Raw genomic sequence first — 14,232 nt, 5'->3', positions numbered from 1 at the left:
ACAATGTGGTTAAAAATGTGAACACAAATGTTTCGATGTATTTAAGATGTCGAATTATTTCAAGTGATAGTTTAATTTTTGAAATTAGTGTGGATTAACATTTTATTTTGAGAGGTTTAATTTCAAAAATGCCTCGTTAATATAAAAAGTTAAGAATACATCTCGATATTGCATTATAATAATTAGAGTACTAAGCAAATTCCCTGACTTATGCAAAATAAAACAAATGTTCTAAATAAAGCGGTTTTTTTACCTGCGTCTTTTGTTATATCGGTTCTTTTGATTGTGGCGATTATGGCGCCAGAATTTTCCAACGAACTATATAACTCATTGCAATCAACCATAGTTACCAATGGTGGTTGGTTCTACATATTGGCGGTTGCCATAATCCTCGGTTTTGTATTGTATTTGAGTTTATCGCGCTTTGGCTCGGTAAAACTCGGGCCGGATCACTCTACGCCAGATTATAAGTTATCAACATGGATAGCTATGCTGTTTGCAGCGGGTATGGGCATAGGTTTGATGTTTTTCGGTGTGGCTGAGCCGATTATGCACTATGTATCGCCGCCAACAGCTGAAGTCAACTCCCTTGATGCAATTAGAGAAGCGATGAAAATAACCTTTTTCCATTGGGGTTTTCATGCATGGGCCATATACGCCATTGTGGCCCTGGTGCTTGCGTATTTTAGTTATCGCCATCGCTTACCGCTTACGCTTCGTTCTGCTTTACACCCAATTATTGGCGATAAGATTTATGGCTGGCAAGGGCACGTAGTTGATGTGTTTGCGGTTGTGAGTACGGTATTTGGTGTGGCCACATCACTTGGGCTTGGCGCAAGCCAGGTAAACTCTGGGCTAAACTATTTATTTGATATTGATGTAAGTGTACTTAACCAAGTGCTTATTATGCTTGCAATTACTGCACTTGCATCTATTTCAGTAGCAACTGGGCTTGATAAAGGCATTAAGATTTTGTCTGAAACTAATATGTTGCTTGCCATTGCCTTGTTGATTTTTATTTTTGTACTTGGGCCTTCGGTATTCTTACTACAGGCTTATGTGCAAAACGTGGGTCAGTACCTGTCTGAAATTGTGTCAAATACATTTAATTTGTTTGCCTATGAAAAGAAAAGTTGGATTGGTGGTTGGACCATTTTTTATTGGGGATGGTGGCTTGCTTGGGCACCGTTTGTTGGATTGTTCATAGCCCGCATTTCAAAAGGGCGTACCATTCGTGAATTTATATTAGGTGTAATGGTTGTACCGACGGCGTTTACACTATTATGGATGACCATTTTTGGTAACAGTGCAATTTACCTTGTTGTAGAGCAAGGTTATGTGTCGTTAATGGAGATGGTAAGTAATGACTCGGCCGTTGCTCTGTTTGTGTTTTTAGAAGCCTTTCCATGGAGTGCATTCTTAACCGGGCTTTCGATATTAATGATTGTTATTTTCTTTGTAACGTCATGCGATTCAGGCGCAATGGTAATTAATATGCTGTGTTCAAATGGTGAGGATGATACACCGCTTTGGCAACGCTTGTATTGGGCTATCGGCGTTGGTGTGGTGGCTGCGGTGTTAAGCTTAGTGGGGGGCTTGAACGCATTACAAACCATGACAATTGCGAGCGCGTTACCCTTTGCTATCGTGTTGCTATTTGCGTGTTTTGGTTTGGTTAAAGCGCTGCAAATTGAAGCTGCAAAGATGGACAGTTTACAAATGAACATAACGCCGACAAATCATTATGTTGATGGTGAAGACTGGCAAGAAAAACTCAATAATATTGTGTCAACGCCTGACAAACAGAACACCGCGGATTTTATTAATAAAGTCGTAAAGCGCGCGTTTAAAGCGTTGAAAAATCAATTCGAACTTAATGATATTCAAACCGAAATTATTGTTAAAGATTCAGGGCTTATTTTAAAAGTGTATCATGGCGACGAACATGACTTTGTTTACGGTGTTCATAAGAAAAAACACGTACAACCGAGTTTTAACAGCGACGAAGATGAGGAATGTTATTATCGCGCTGAGGTGCATTTAGTAGAAGGTGGTCAAGACTACGACATTATGGGATGGTCACAGAATGCGGTTATTAACGATGTAATTGATCAATACCAAAAGCATATGCACTTTTTACATTTGTTACGCGATGAGACGGTTACCGTAAGCAATAACTAAATGAAATGGGGCGAACTGTGTGTCGCCCTTTTTTATGTGTGCTGGCTAACGTTGCTTGATATTTTGCTATCTCGTACCCTGTGAATGAGAGCGTAGCTCATATAAAAAGTTTATTAGACTGTTGAAACAGAAACAAAAGCAATTAAATTTGGCACTGTTGCATAGTTATTGCTCACTACCAAATTAGTTATTTAACAGGACTTATATAGATTTGAATATTACAAACCCTACGTCTGTAATCTGATAAACTGCGTGGTGCTTATTTATATAACTGATTTCCCATCTTAATGATCTTATTTGTAATATTATTTTGCCTAGTAATAGCCGGTTTAGTGTGGTTAAAGTCATTGCCGTTTTGGCTCGTCCCTACATACACCGTGATGAGTGTTTTCACCTTTATTGTTTATGGTATTGATAAGTACAAAGCAAAAAAAGATAAAGTGCGAGTCCCAGAATCGACGCTTCATATTTATGATGTGTTAGGTGGCTGGTTAGGTGCTGTATTTGCGCAAGCGTTTTTTAGGCATAAAACACTAAAACAACCGTTTCGAAAATGGTTTTTGCTGACAATTAGTGTAAATATTTTGTGTGTTGCAGTGCTGGCGTTACTACCTGTTTTAACCGATTTTAATGGCTAACACGCTATTACAGTACCACTATTTTAGCAGTTGAATGCGCGTGAGTTGTTTAATCCGGTTTTATGATTATAACCGTCTCAATAGAGTTAAATGCGAAACACGCTAATTTTATCAATCAACGTAACAGAGGGTTTTAAATGTTACAAATTTCAAATTCAGTCAGTATTGCCGATTGGGAGCTTGAGTTAACAGCGATTCGCTCACAAGGCAGTGGTGGGCAAAATGTAAATAAAGTGGCAACTGCAATTCACCTACGATTTGATATTAAACGCAGCACCTTGCCACAAATTTATAAGGAAAAGCTATTAGCCCTAAATGACAGCCGCATTACTAATGATGGGGTTATTGTTATTAAATCGCAATCATTTAGAACTCAAGAGTTAAACAAACAAGATGCCCTGGACAGGCTTAAAACGCTTATTCAATCGGCGATGGTTGTGCAAAAAAAACGCAGGGCAACAAAACCGACAAAAAGCTCTCAACGAAAGCGGCTAGACAGTAAGAAAAAACACAGTCATACAAAAGCGCTGAGAGGAAAAATTAGATAATTTACTGTTTTAGTATAAAAAATGCGCTAACGATACATTTTATTCAATTTTATACTTGAAAAATCCCCAATTTAGTCTATTTATGTAAATAGTATGTTAAACATATTTACATAATAATTAACTAAGTTGCTAGGGAAATTATGAAAATTAAAGCGCTACGTAAGGCAATACTACTTGCCTGCTCATCAACACTCGTCTCAACCATGTCTTATTCTGCAATAGCAGAAGAAAATAACACCGAAGAGGTTAAAAAAGACGTCGAAAAAATCGCCGTAGTAGGTACACGCTCTGCGCCACGTTCAATCGCCGATTCACCTGTGCCGATTGATATTATCGGTGGTGAGGATTTAGAAAAGCATGGTTCGTCTGACATGCTAGAGTTACTTGTAAGCCAAGTTCCTTCATTTAATGTGCGTCAACAGCCTATCAGTGATGCCGCAACGTTAATTCGTCCTGTTAACCTTCGTGGTTTATCGTCTGACAGTACTTTGGTACTTGTTAATGGTAAACGACGTCACCGTGCATCGGTTATTGCATTTCAAGGTGGTGGTGTGAATGATGGTGCACAAGGACCTGATATCTCGGTAATTCCAAGCATCGCTTTAAAACAAGTTGAAGTGCTTCGTGACGGTGCTGCAGCGCAATACGGTTCAGATGCCATCGCAGGCGTAATGAACTTTGTGTTAAAAGATTCAGCCGAAGGTGGCAGTATCACAGTTAAATACGGTGAGTATTTTGAAGGTGATGGCGACACAACCACAATTGAGGGTAACATTGGCATGCCATTTACCGATGACGGCTTTGCTAACTTGTCTTTCGCATTAAAAAATGCTGATGCGACAAGCCGCTCAGTTCAGCGTCCAGACGCTGGAGGTCTCGCTGATGCAGGTAACACTTACATCAATGATCCTGCGCAAGTATGGGGTAATCCAGAAATCGAAGACGACTTGTCAGTTTTTGGTAACGTGGGCCTTGATTTAGGTAATGATAAAGAATTCTACATGTTTGGTAACTATTCTGAACGTGATGCAACAGGTGGCTTTTATTATCGTAATCCACATAACCGCAGTAATGTTTATTCAAACGATGGCGGCGAAACTTTGCTAATAGGTGATATTGGTCAAGCAAATGGCGGTCCTAGAACATGTGCTGTTGTACCAGCAAACGTACCGAATGTACTTGATACACAAGCATATAAAGATATGGTTGCTGATCCTAACTGTTTCTCAATGAACATGATTTTCCCTGGTGGTTACACGCCTCAATTTGCTGGCAACATCGTTGATACATCGCTTACCATGGGTGTTGAAGGCGAGATTAGTGGTGGCTGGTTAGATGAAGTTTATTTTGATTTAAGCGGCTCAGTTGGTCGAAATGCAGCGGATTTCTACCTTTATAACTCGCTTAACCCATCACTTGGTTTAGACACGCCAGTGGACTTTGATACGGGTAAATATATTCAACTTGAAAAGACATTTAACTTTGATTTAGTTAAATCACTTGAAGTTGGTCTGGACGATCCTCTAAACCTTGCCGGTGGTTTTGAATTTAGAGAAGAATCGTTTGAAATAGTGTCAGGTGAAGAAGCATCATGGAAGGCCGGACCTTACGCAGACCAAGGCTTTAATATTGGTTCACATGGCTTTAAAGGCTTTGGTCCTGAATCTCAAGGAACTAATACTCGTCGTAACTGGGCGGCATATGTTGACGCTGAAGCGTATTTAACAGAAAGCTTGCTATTTGGCGCAGCACTTCGTTACGAAGATTATAATACCTTTGGCGATACAGCGAACTACAAATTAACGCTGCAATATGCTATTTCAGATGATTGGCAGGTTCGTGGTTCAACAAGTACCGGCTTTAGAGCACCGACCGTTGGTCAGGCAAATGTGGTAAACACGGCAACATCACTTGTAGGCGGTGAATTAATTCAAAGTTTCTTAGCGCCGCCAACAGATCCACTTTCTGCATTTTATGGTGGTAAAGAGCTGACACCAGAAGAGTCAACAAGTTATGCATTAGGTACTGTATATGAGTATGATGACTTCTTCTTAACAGTTGATTACTACAACATTGAAGTAACAGATCGTATCGCGCAGTCTAGTCAAATTACAGTACGTGAAGAAGATTATGCTGAACTTAGAGCGCTTGGTGTACAAAACCCAGAGTTAATCTCGGCGGTTACCTACTTTGCAAATGACTTTGATACTACAACACAAGGTGTTGATATTGTTGCTAACTATTCTGCCGATTTACTCAATGGCGCAACAAAATTTGCGTTAGCGTATAACTGGAATGAAACAACGGTTGACGCGTTTAACCCTGCAACTACAAGCGACGGTAAGGTGAAACGTTTAGAAGAAGGCATGCCTCAGCACCGTGCTACGTTCACAATTACGCAAAACTGGGATGATATTAGCATGTTTGTGCGCGCTAATTACTTCGGCGAATACTTCGCAGTGCATGCTGATGATGATTGTTTAGACGGTTGTTGGAATGAAATTGCGGATTCATCATTTACCTTTGATGCGGAAGTGAGTTATTTCATTAATGAGAGCTTTAAAGCAGCTGTAGGTGCGAATAATATTTTCGACCAAGAAGCACAAAAACTACCAAGTGCTTCGTATGGCGTACTAGGTGCTAAATATTACGAAAGTGGTCCGTACGACTACAACGGTGGTTTTTACTACGTGAAATTAAGCTATATGTTTTAATATATAAGTTATATAACGTCAAAGCCCAGCCAATGAAGTGACCCCCAATAGTTGGACATTCCAATTACTGGGGGTCTTTTTATGTCTACATACAGTAGAGAGTTCAAACTAGAAGTAGCAGCTCAAGCCAATACCAAAGGTTCACGTCTGCTTTCAAAACAATTCAATGTTAGTTCACGGCAAATTCGGTATTGGTGTTTAGTGTTTCGTCTTCATGGCAAAGATGCTTTTTTGCATAAGCAAAAACCTTACATAAAAGAAGCTCGCCTAGCGATGATTCAACGAATGAAACGGGAAGGATGGTCTTTAACTTACACTAGTGCCTTTTTTGACTTGTCTTCTCCCGGCATGTTATCCGAATGGTTTTGCGCTTATAATTCGGGAAAATTAACTCACTTGAAACCACTCAGAGCAAACATGCGCAAGCCTGCCAAAGCTAAAAACTCGAAAGAAATGACTGAAAAAGAACTAAGAGAAGAGCTTGAGTACCTCAGAGCGGAGAATGCTGTCTTAAAAAAGTGGAATGCCTTGGCTCAGGAAAAACCAACAACGAAAAAGCAAAAGTAGTGAGTGAGCTAAAGGCTAAATTTAAACTATCGCATTTACTCAAGGCCAGTGAGCTACCGAAAAGCGTTTACTATTACCATCGTAACAAAGGCGATAGTCACGACAAATATGATGCGATAAAGCAGCAAATAAAGTCTATATTCCATGCTCACAAAGGACGGTATGGTTACAGGCGAATAACGTCAACATTACGCAACTCGGGTACGCTCATTAACCATAAAACCGTTCAACGCTTGATGCAGCAATTGTCACTGCAATCGACTGTGAGGCCGAAGCGTTATAAGTCTTATAGGGGCGCACTAGGTAAGCATATCGACAATACGCTTAACAGAGATTTTAATGCGGTGAAACCAAATCAAAAATGGGTAACCGATATTACAGAATTTAAGGTAGCTAACCAGCGTGTCTATCTGTCACCAATCATTGACCTGTTTAATCAAGAAGTTGTTAGTTATGAGGTTGGAACCTCACCGAGGTTAAGTCTAGTTACTGATACATTAAATAAGGCTATTAAGTTGTTAGCATGGCATGAGCGACCGCTCATTCATTCTGATCAAGGTTGGCAATATCAACATCAGTTGACCAGAAAAATCATTGCAGATAACAGCTTAACACAAAGTATGTCCCGTAAAGGAAACTGCTTAGACAATGCCGTTGCAGAAAACTTCTTCGGTATATTGAAAACGGAAATGTATCACGGTTATGAGTACAAAAGCGCAACCGAGCTGGAAAATGCCATTAAAGAATATATAGAATATTACAATCACAAACGAATTAAGCTGAAACTAAAAGGCCTGAGTCCGATAGAGTATCGAAATCAGGCCTTGGTAGCCGCTTAGAAATGAGTCCAACTTAATGGGGTCACTTCACAAGTGCTGGGCTTTTTTATAGCGGGTCTTCTTGTTGAGTGCAGTTATATAAAACATCACTCCACTTTATGGCTTCATAATAAAACGCTGGTAAATCCGCTTGATCAAGTTTTAGTTTGTTACACTGTGATTCTATTTTTTGCCAATTACCAGATTCATAACTAAGCACGAGTTCAAGAATGTTTCTATTGAGATTTTCTTGGCCAATTAATGCATCACTAATGTCTTTTCCAAGTGGAAGCTGCTTGATAATTACGTCCATAGAGCGATCGAAAATGGCGTCTAATAATGAGAAAAGACCAACCAAGAATGATTTACTTTTTAAACTTGGTGCGATTTTTTGCGCAATGACATCGCAAAATTTGGCTCGAATAGTCGACATGCGAATTAGCTCATGAGGCTTGTCTTTAGCAAAGTGTGCGGTAACAACTAGATTCAAAAAACGCTTCGCGTTTTGGTCGCCAAGGTAAATCAAGCCTTGTTTAATTGAGTTAATTTCTTCGCGAGTAGGAAATAGACCCGAATTGATAAAGCGTAGTAATTTGTAGCAAAGCGCAGCATCTTGCTCAACCAGATTAGCGATTTTGTCGTAATTGAGCTCTTCTTTTACAAGTTCGGTATAGAGCAACACCATAGTTTGTGAGTGGCTTACCATATCTTGTTGTTCAATTAATTGCGGACGACATAAAAAGTACCCTTGAAAGTAATCGAAGCCAAGTTGTTTGGCGAGTTCGAAATCTTCATGAGTTTCAATTTTTGTCGCCATTAGTTTGAGGTTTTTTTGTTGCTTTAACTTATTAATATCAGCAATTACCGTGTTTAACGGCGTTCTACTAATATCAAATTTCACCAAACGGCATAAATTGCAATAAGGTTGCCAGTCAAAATCGGGGGTGTAGGGATCAAGTGCAAGCACATAGTTTTTGTGAAATAAGCTACGGCATGCTTCATACACTTCTTGATTAGGCGCGAAGTCGGTCATTAACTCAACGATAAAATCGTTGCTTGGTAATAGCTCAGGCTGCTTTTGCAATATACCAAGATGTGGAAACTTAATTAGCGCTTTTTTCCCCGAGGTTAAGCGTCGTAACCCGATAATAAACTGACTATCGGCGATAAGTTTTGAGGTGGCAATAACTGGGTCTATGGTAGGAAATGAATTAGCGCGGCTATTACGAAATAGCAGCTCATAAGCGACTAATCTTTTTTTGTGATTTAATACTGCTTGACGTGCTGTGTAAATTTTCAATTTATTTTTAAAATTAGCTATTTACCTTTCAATTTAGCTTTTTTTAGCGTTTTTGCAATAATAAAAAAGGGTCAAATGACCCTTTTCCAATTCACTAAATAATGTCGTTATGCTTGATCTTGTAGCGGCACAACGTTGTTTTGAGCGCGTATTTGCTCAAGCTCTAACTTAGCATCATCTACTTCACGTTCTAGGTCGCGCACACGTGCCATCGCTTTTTCGGCGCTGCGTGTTAGTCGTTCTACAGTGGTTGCAGAGTTTTGCTTAATAAATTCAAGTTGCTCTTGTAGCTTCTCGTTGTCATTCTCATAACGCCATGCGTTTTGTTGCTCGCTAACAAGTTTTTCTTCAAGTAGTCTGATCTTAGCGAGGTTTTGATCAGAATTTTGCGTTAAGCGCTGAATAGTAGCGGTTGAATTGTTCTTAACGAAGTCCATTTGCTTAAGTAAGTTTTCTTTTTCACTTTCAAAGCTTGTCGCAATCTTCTGAGCCTCAGCCAGCTGAGTCTGCATTTCTTCGATTTGCTCTTTTGCATCTTTAACCGCTGTTTGCTGATCTTGGTTATGTTGTGATAGCTCAAGGTTTTGTTTCTTCATCATTTCAATGCTTTGCTCAGCTTGTTTAAGCTGTGCTTGCATAGCTTCTTTTGCTTGGCGAAGATCTTCAACTTCCGAGTTATGCTGCTCTGCTTTCGCTGCATGTGTATTTGCAGTTTGCTCTAACTGTGACAGCTGAGAAAGTGTAGAGTTTTTCTCTTGTAATAATGCTTGGATTTTCGAATCTTTTTCTTCAAGTGCCGCTTCAAGAGTTTGAACTTGGCTTGCAACATTCTCAGTAAGCTCACTGACTTTTGCTTCGCCAGACTGTTTTAACTCAGCAATGGTGCGTTCGCTCGACTCTTTTAATTCTGCAACGGTTGCAGCGTTATTAGCCTTTAATTGCTCAATGGTATTTTCATTGGCAATTCGCATATCTTCAATTGTTTGATTTTTAGACTCAGTTAGGTCTTGAAGCTGCTTTTCGTGGTGTTCTTTTAGTGATGCAATTTCAACATCGGCATTGTCTTCGACTTCAGCGATTGTCTGCTTGAATTGGCTTGTTTCTTCTTCTAAACGCGCCTCAAGCATTTGTAATTTTTCGGTTAATTCACCGGTAATTTGTTCTGTTTTTTGTAGGCTTAGGATAGCGAACTTTTCGGCTTCAATAGCACGTTCAAGTTGAACTTCGAAATCACGATTAATAGCATTTGAGAAACGTTTAATCTCGCGGTGAAATGCAGCCATATACTCGTCACTTAATGACCCTGTATCAGCTGTGGCTTGGCGTGTGTCTTGCGACTCACTGCGCCAACGTTGGTAGTGTGCAAGAATACTCGCAGTGCTGCCTTCACATTCTTGTAAAATGGCCTCAACCGACACTGGCTTTCCATCAGAAACCAGTTGGTCGCACAATTCTTTTACTTTTGCGTAATTTGTTGTCATTTCTCTATCCTTGTAGAGCATACATAGTTTTGGGGACTAATTTTTTGCCGTTAATGATAAAGTATTAATTTCAATTCAAGTCGCTTAGACTTTCACTTCATCTAAATGAAAATAACGGCATGGTGTAACAATAGCAATTTTGTCCAGAAAAGATCAACTCTAGTTAGCCTATTAAATTGCCAATTTAGAACTAGTTAGTGGTTTTATATAAGTATTAATTATTTTAAATCCGGTTTTATAACGTTTGGTTAATAATTAGGTACTATAATAACAATTGTTTTGTTTTAACTAATTTAGTCGATTACTCGAAGTTTTAGCATTAAATTTAAGTAGATATATGCATTAAATTGGTTTTACTAGGACTGTTGTTTGCTGTGCTATAGTAGGAGCGTGGTAGTTATTATGAAAAATTATTTTATTAGCCATAACTTACTGTTTACATAAGGAGTAAGGTTAACGAACGTAAACAAGCTGCTACATACATACGCACTTTAAGCTCAGCCAGATTAAATTAACATAAGCTTTTATGCGATTAATACATTAATTCGTGATTTAGCATGAGGCGTAGGCGAAGATTTGCATTAAGCAAGTTGCTTATTATGCTATTTACAAAGTAATTTATGGCTACAACTATAGTGTCTTTTGGGGCTTAGAGCACACCCAAAACCATACTCCTTTGCATATTCTTTTTTATGTTTTCTAATATCTTAAATATGCTCGGTTTAATAATGTGAGATGCGATTTATTTACGCATTAACCGAGACATAGCTTGTTACGTATTTTGTTGTAGTTTTTATCGTGTCATGCTTGAGTTCTTCATCACTTATTATAAAAATGTACGGTATTTTATAGAATGAAACAGTGAACAATTTTAGTTATGGCTGATGCGAACCTTTCGGTCGGAAATATTGCAAAACGTGCTGGAGTAAAAGTCTCCACGCTCCACTTTTACGAAGAAAAAGGGTTAATTCGTAGTTGGCGTAATAGTGGCAATCAAAGGCGATATAAACCGGATGTATTAAGACGGATCGCATTAATTAAAGCGGGTCAGAAAATTGGTGTTAGTTTAAGTGATATTAAAGCAATTTTGTCGCAATTACCTAATGAACGGACACCTACCGTTAGTGACTGGGAACACATCGCTACTGCGTGGCGTGATAAGTTAACCCAACAGATTTTATATATTGAAAAGCTAAAAGACTCTCTCACATCGTGTATTGGTTGCGGTTGTTTGTCGTTGGAAAGATGCCACTTATATAACCAAGATGATTGCTTAAAGGAAGAGGGCGAGGGAGCCGTTATTTTAGAGCGAAAGTAGTGGTGTATAATTAGATTGGATTGGTTTTAAATCACTGTTTTGTTAACAATTAATTTTTATGGCTCGTCATTTTGCATGCGATAGCTTGGTGCGAAATAATCGATAAACACATCAAAAACGCTTTGTATTGCTTTGCAAAGAAAGTGTATAGCATTTGCTATACACTTAAATTATTAAAAGTGCATAACCCCTACGCAGGTTCAGTCAATTTTTCTGGTTGCATAATATCTGCTAGTTGAGATTCACTAAGGATCCCTTTTTCTAACACTAAGTCTCTGATATTTTTACCTGAACTTAATGCGTCTTTAGCTATGTCGGTTGCAGCGTCGTAACCAATAAATGGGTTTAATGCCGTGACAAGCGCAAGGCTATTGTCTAGTAAATAATGACAGCGCTCATGGTTTGCGCTAATGCCTGAAACGCAGTGCTGGTCAAACATGCTACATGCGTTAGTTAGTAGCGCCATTTCTTCCATAATATTATATGCGATTAACGGCTCCATTGCGTTTAATTGCAGTTGTCCTGCTTCAGCCGCCATACTGATTGCTGAGTCTAATCCAATTACTTGATATGCGACTTGGCTTACGGCTTCTGGAATAACCGGATTAACCTTACCCGGCATAATTGAACTACCAGGTTGTTTTGCTGGTAAATTTATTTCGCTTAGCCCTGCGCGCGGTCCCATACTTAATAGGCGTAAATCATTGGCGATTTTAGATAACTTGATTGCAAGGCGTTTAAGTGCTGATGAGTAAATTACAAACGCGCCCATGTCAGAGCTGGCCTCAATTAAATCTTCGGCCTTAACAAATGGTAGTTCAGTTAAACATGCTAACTGCTTGATTGCTAAATCAGCATAGCCTTTTTTGGTATTTATCCCTGTTCCAACCGCGGTTCCACCTAAGTTGATTTCATAGAAGAATGGGCTTAACTGATTAAGTAACTTTATTTCTTCACGTAGCGTTGATGCGAACCCCGCAAACTCTTGTCCTAATGTCATTGGAACTGCATCTTGCAATTGGGTTCTGGCGAGCTTAAGAATATGTTTAAATTCTTGAGATTTTTCAGAAAAACGCTCAATCAAGCCTTCTAGGCTGGCTATCAGCTTTGGCTGTTGTAGCAAGATATTTAGTCGAATGGCGCTTGGGTAAACATCGTTGGTTGATTGCGACAAGTTTACATCGCTATTAGGGTGTATAAATTGATAAGCCCCCAGTGGATGTCCCAACTTTTGCAGTGCGATATTAGCGATTACTTCGTTGGCATTCATATTGGTTGATGTGCCAGCGCCGCCTTGGATCATGCCAACAGGAAATTGATCATGATACTGGCCATCAATTAGATCATTGCATGATGCAAAAATTGCATCAGCTTTTTCATCGTTAATTAGACCTAGTTGCTGGTTTGCGCGAACACAGGCTGCTTTAACGTAGGCGAGTGATTTAATCATCGCAGGATAATGTGTAAGTGTCTTGTCACTTAATGGAAAGTTATTTACTGCGCGCCGAGTTTGTATGCCATAGAGTACATTGTTTTCAATTGTCATTGTACCGAGAAGATCAGATTCTATACGCATTGTGTTTTTGTCTTGTATTGGTGAGAGTCGGCGCAAGATTACTCACAAGCTAGGTTAAAGACTAATGCTTTATATAGGTTCTTGTTATGCAAATTATGCATAGCATAGAAAAGCTTTCATATCACCTAGCGTTATGATGACTACTTTTACTAATGCAACCTTAGTTTAAATCGTCGTTTTCTAATGCCTGCGTTATGCCTTGCCAGTAAATCGATTTAGTATGATCGCTTGAAGGAATTCGATATAAGCTAACGCTTAGATTACTTATGGCATCAAACCCAGTAATAATGCTGAGCTTTTCTTCTTGAAGCTCTTTTTCAATAGCGAATTCAGGCAGCCAAGCCATACCTAGCCCTTGCATCACCATGGTTTTTAAACTGTCTGCCATTGATGAGCTTGCCACTTTATCAAGTTTGCTTTTTGTTTGATGGTCTAGTGCATTATCAACGGTACGACCGAGAAATATTGAAGCTTGATAAGCAAGGTAGGGTACTTTAGTTGCCGTTTGCCACGTATTCACTTGTGAACTCAGTGCGACCGGCAATAGTTTTACCGCGCCAAGTTCAAAACGCTCATAACCTTCACCTAGTAATTCTTCATCATGAAACGCGAGTAAATAGTCACAATTATTACTTTTGAGTAGCTTTGTACAGTCGTCAGCATCGGCGATTTGAAGCTCAGCGCTGACATTAGGTAACTGTCGCTTCAGAGTTTTTAATATTTTCGGAAACACCCCTAGCGCCAATGTATGAGTTGCGGCGATTTTTAGCTCTTGGGCATAGCTTGTTGCCCGTAACTTTTCAGCCGAGTTGTTGAGTAAATGTAACACTGATTGTGCAGTTGGCTGAAACGCAATGCCTTCTTTGGTGAGACTAAGTGGGTTGGTGCGTCTATCAATGAGTTTGCACCCCAAATTTTTTTCTAATGCTTGAATTCGACGGCTAAATGCCGGTTGGGTTACAAATCGTAATTGTGCAGCTAAACTAAAGTTTTTAGTTTCACTTAGAATAAGAAAGTCTTGTAACCATTTGGTTTCTATGTTCATTTAACGTATCAAACTAATTTAAAGTACAGTACTGAGCAATGCTCAC

General features: G+C 39.2%; 11 protein-coding genes. 7 read left to right on the top strand and 4 right to left on the bottom strand.

From position 1 onward, the window contains the following. Positions 1–210 precede the first annotated feature (210 nt). The 6 genes from ACXAFE_RS16490 (at position 211) to ACXAFE_RS16465 (ending at position 7,487) form a co-directional block, all read left to right on the top strand. Positions 211–2,181: a BCCT family transporter gene (locus ACXAFE_RS16490; RefSeq protein WP_475154941.1), complete on the top strand. Its 1,971-nt coding sequence runs from the start codon at positions 211–213 to the stop codon at positions 2,179–2,181. Between the two features lie 332 nt (positions 2,182–2,513). Beyond that, entirely contained in the window at positions 2,514–2,819 is a 306-nt protein-coding gene (locus ACXAFE_RS16485) for a DUF1294 domain-containing protein (protein ID WP_475154938.1), read from the top strand. Positions 2,820–2,956: 137 nt separating this feature from the next. Continuing rightward, a complete protein-coding gene (gene arfB, locus ACXAFE_RS16480; protein WP_054979142.1) occupies positions 2,957–3,367 on the top strand; it encodes an alternative ribosome rescue aminoacyl-tRNA hydrolase ArfB in 411 nt (136 codons plus the stop codon). Between the two features lie 140 nt (positions 3,368–3,507). Next, the gene (locus ACXAFE_RS16475; protein WP_475154935.1) at positions 3,508–6,081 is read left to right on the top strand and encodes a TonB-dependent receptor plug domain-containing protein; all 2,574 of its coding nucleotides are present in this window, start codon (positions 3,508–3,510) and stop codon (positions 6,079–6,081) included. A gap of 81 nt (positions 6,082–6,162) precedes the next feature. Beyond that, a complete protein-coding gene (locus ACXAFE_RS16470; protein ID WP_475150640.1) occupies positions 6,163–6,648 on the top strand; it encodes a transposase in 486 nt (161 codons plus the stop codon). Beyond that, positions 6,648–7,487: an IS3 family transposase gene (locus ACXAFE_RS16465; protein ID WP_475150642.1), complete on the top strand. Its 840-nt coding sequence runs from the start codon at positions 6,648–6,650 to the stop codon at positions 7,485–7,487. Before ACXAFE_RS16470 ends, ACXAFE_RS16465 begins: the two co-directional genes overlap by 1 nt. A 46-nt stretch (positions 7,488–7,533) precedes the next feature. Here the strand turns inward: ACXAFE_RS16465 and ACXAFE_RS16460 are convergent, their stop codons facing one another. Together ACXAFE_RS16460 and ACXAFE_RS16455 are read right to left on the bottom strand one after the other, a co-directional pair. Further along, the gene (locus ACXAFE_RS16460) at positions 7,534–8,766 is read right to left on the bottom strand and encodes an EAL and HDOD domain-containing protein (protein ID WP_475154932.1); all 1,233 of its coding nucleotides are present in this window, start codon (positions 8,764–8,766) and stop codon (positions 7,534–7,536) included. Between the two features lie 107 nt (positions 8,767–8,873). Beyond that, positions 8,874–10,247, bottom strand: a complete 1,374-nt coding sequence (locus ACXAFE_RS16455; RefSeq protein WP_475154928.1) for a hypothetical protein — start codon at positions 10,245–10,247, stop codon at positions 8,874–8,876. Positions 10,248–11,124: 877 nt separating this feature from the next. Between ACXAFE_RS16455 and soxR the strand changes: the two genes are divergently transcribed. Beyond that, positions 11,125–11,565 (top strand): redox-sensitive transcriptional activator SoxR, encoded by a 441-nt coding sequence (soxR, locus tag ACXAFE_RS16450; RefSeq protein WP_010559365.1) that lies wholly within the window; start codon positions 11,125–11,127, stop codon positions 11,563–11,565. 190 nt (positions 11,566–11,755) lie between these two features. On the opposite strand, the gene ACXAFE_RS16445 is transcribed toward soxR, so the two are convergent. Together ACXAFE_RS16445 and ACXAFE_RS16440 are read right to left on the bottom strand one after the other, a co-directional pair. Then, entirely contained in the window at positions 11,756–13,141 is a 1,386-nt protein-coding gene (locus tag ACXAFE_RS16445; protein WP_475154924.1) for an aspartate ammonia-lyase, read from the bottom strand. A gap of 160 nt (positions 13,142–13,301) precedes the next feature. Continuing rightward, positions 13,302–14,186, bottom strand: a complete 885-nt coding sequence (locus tag ACXAFE_RS16440) for a LysR substrate-binding domain-containing protein (RefSeq protein ID WP_475154922.1) — start codon at positions 14,184–14,186, stop codon at positions 13,302–13,304. Positions 14,187–14,232: the final 46 nt, after the last annotated feature.

Source organism: Pseudoalteromonas sp. ABV4_021 (assembly GCF_056159365.1).
This window is presented reverse-complemented; position numbering and strand designations above follow the sequence as displayed.

Bases quoted from the DNA above. Each gene is read 5' to 3' on its own strand.
- ACXAFE_RS16490 (WP_475154941.1), top strand. From the start codon at position 211: ATGCAAAATAAAACAAATGTTCTAAATAAAGCGGTTTTTTTACCTGCG.
- arfB (WP_054979142.1), top strand. From the start codon at position 2,957: ATGTTACAAATTTCAAATTCAGTCAGTATTGCCGATTGGGAGCTTGAG.
- ACXAFE_RS16475 (WP_475154935.1), top strand. From the start codon at position 3,508: ATGAAAATTAAAGCGCTACGTAAGGCAATACTACTTGCCTGCTCATCA.
- ACXAFE_RS16470 (WP_475150640.1), top strand. From the start codon at position 6,163: ATGTCTACATACAGTAGAGAGTTCAAACTAGAAGTAGCAGCTCAAGCC.
- ACXAFE_RS16455 (WP_475154928.1), bottom strand. From the start codon at position 10,247: ATGACAACAAATTACGCAAAAGTAAAAGAATTGTGCGACCAACTGGTT.
- soxR (WP_010559365.1), top strand. From the start codon at position 11,125: ATGGCTGATGCGAACCTTTCGGTCGGAAATATTGCAAAACGTGCTGGA.
- ACXAFE_RS16445 (WP_475154924.1), bottom strand. From the start codon at position 13,141: ATGCGTATAGAATCTGATCTTCTCGGTACAATGACAATTGAAAACAAT.
- ACXAFE_RS16440 (WP_475154922.1), bottom strand. From the start codon at position 14,186: ATGAACATAGAAACCAAATGGTTACAAGACTTTCTTATTCTAAGTGAA.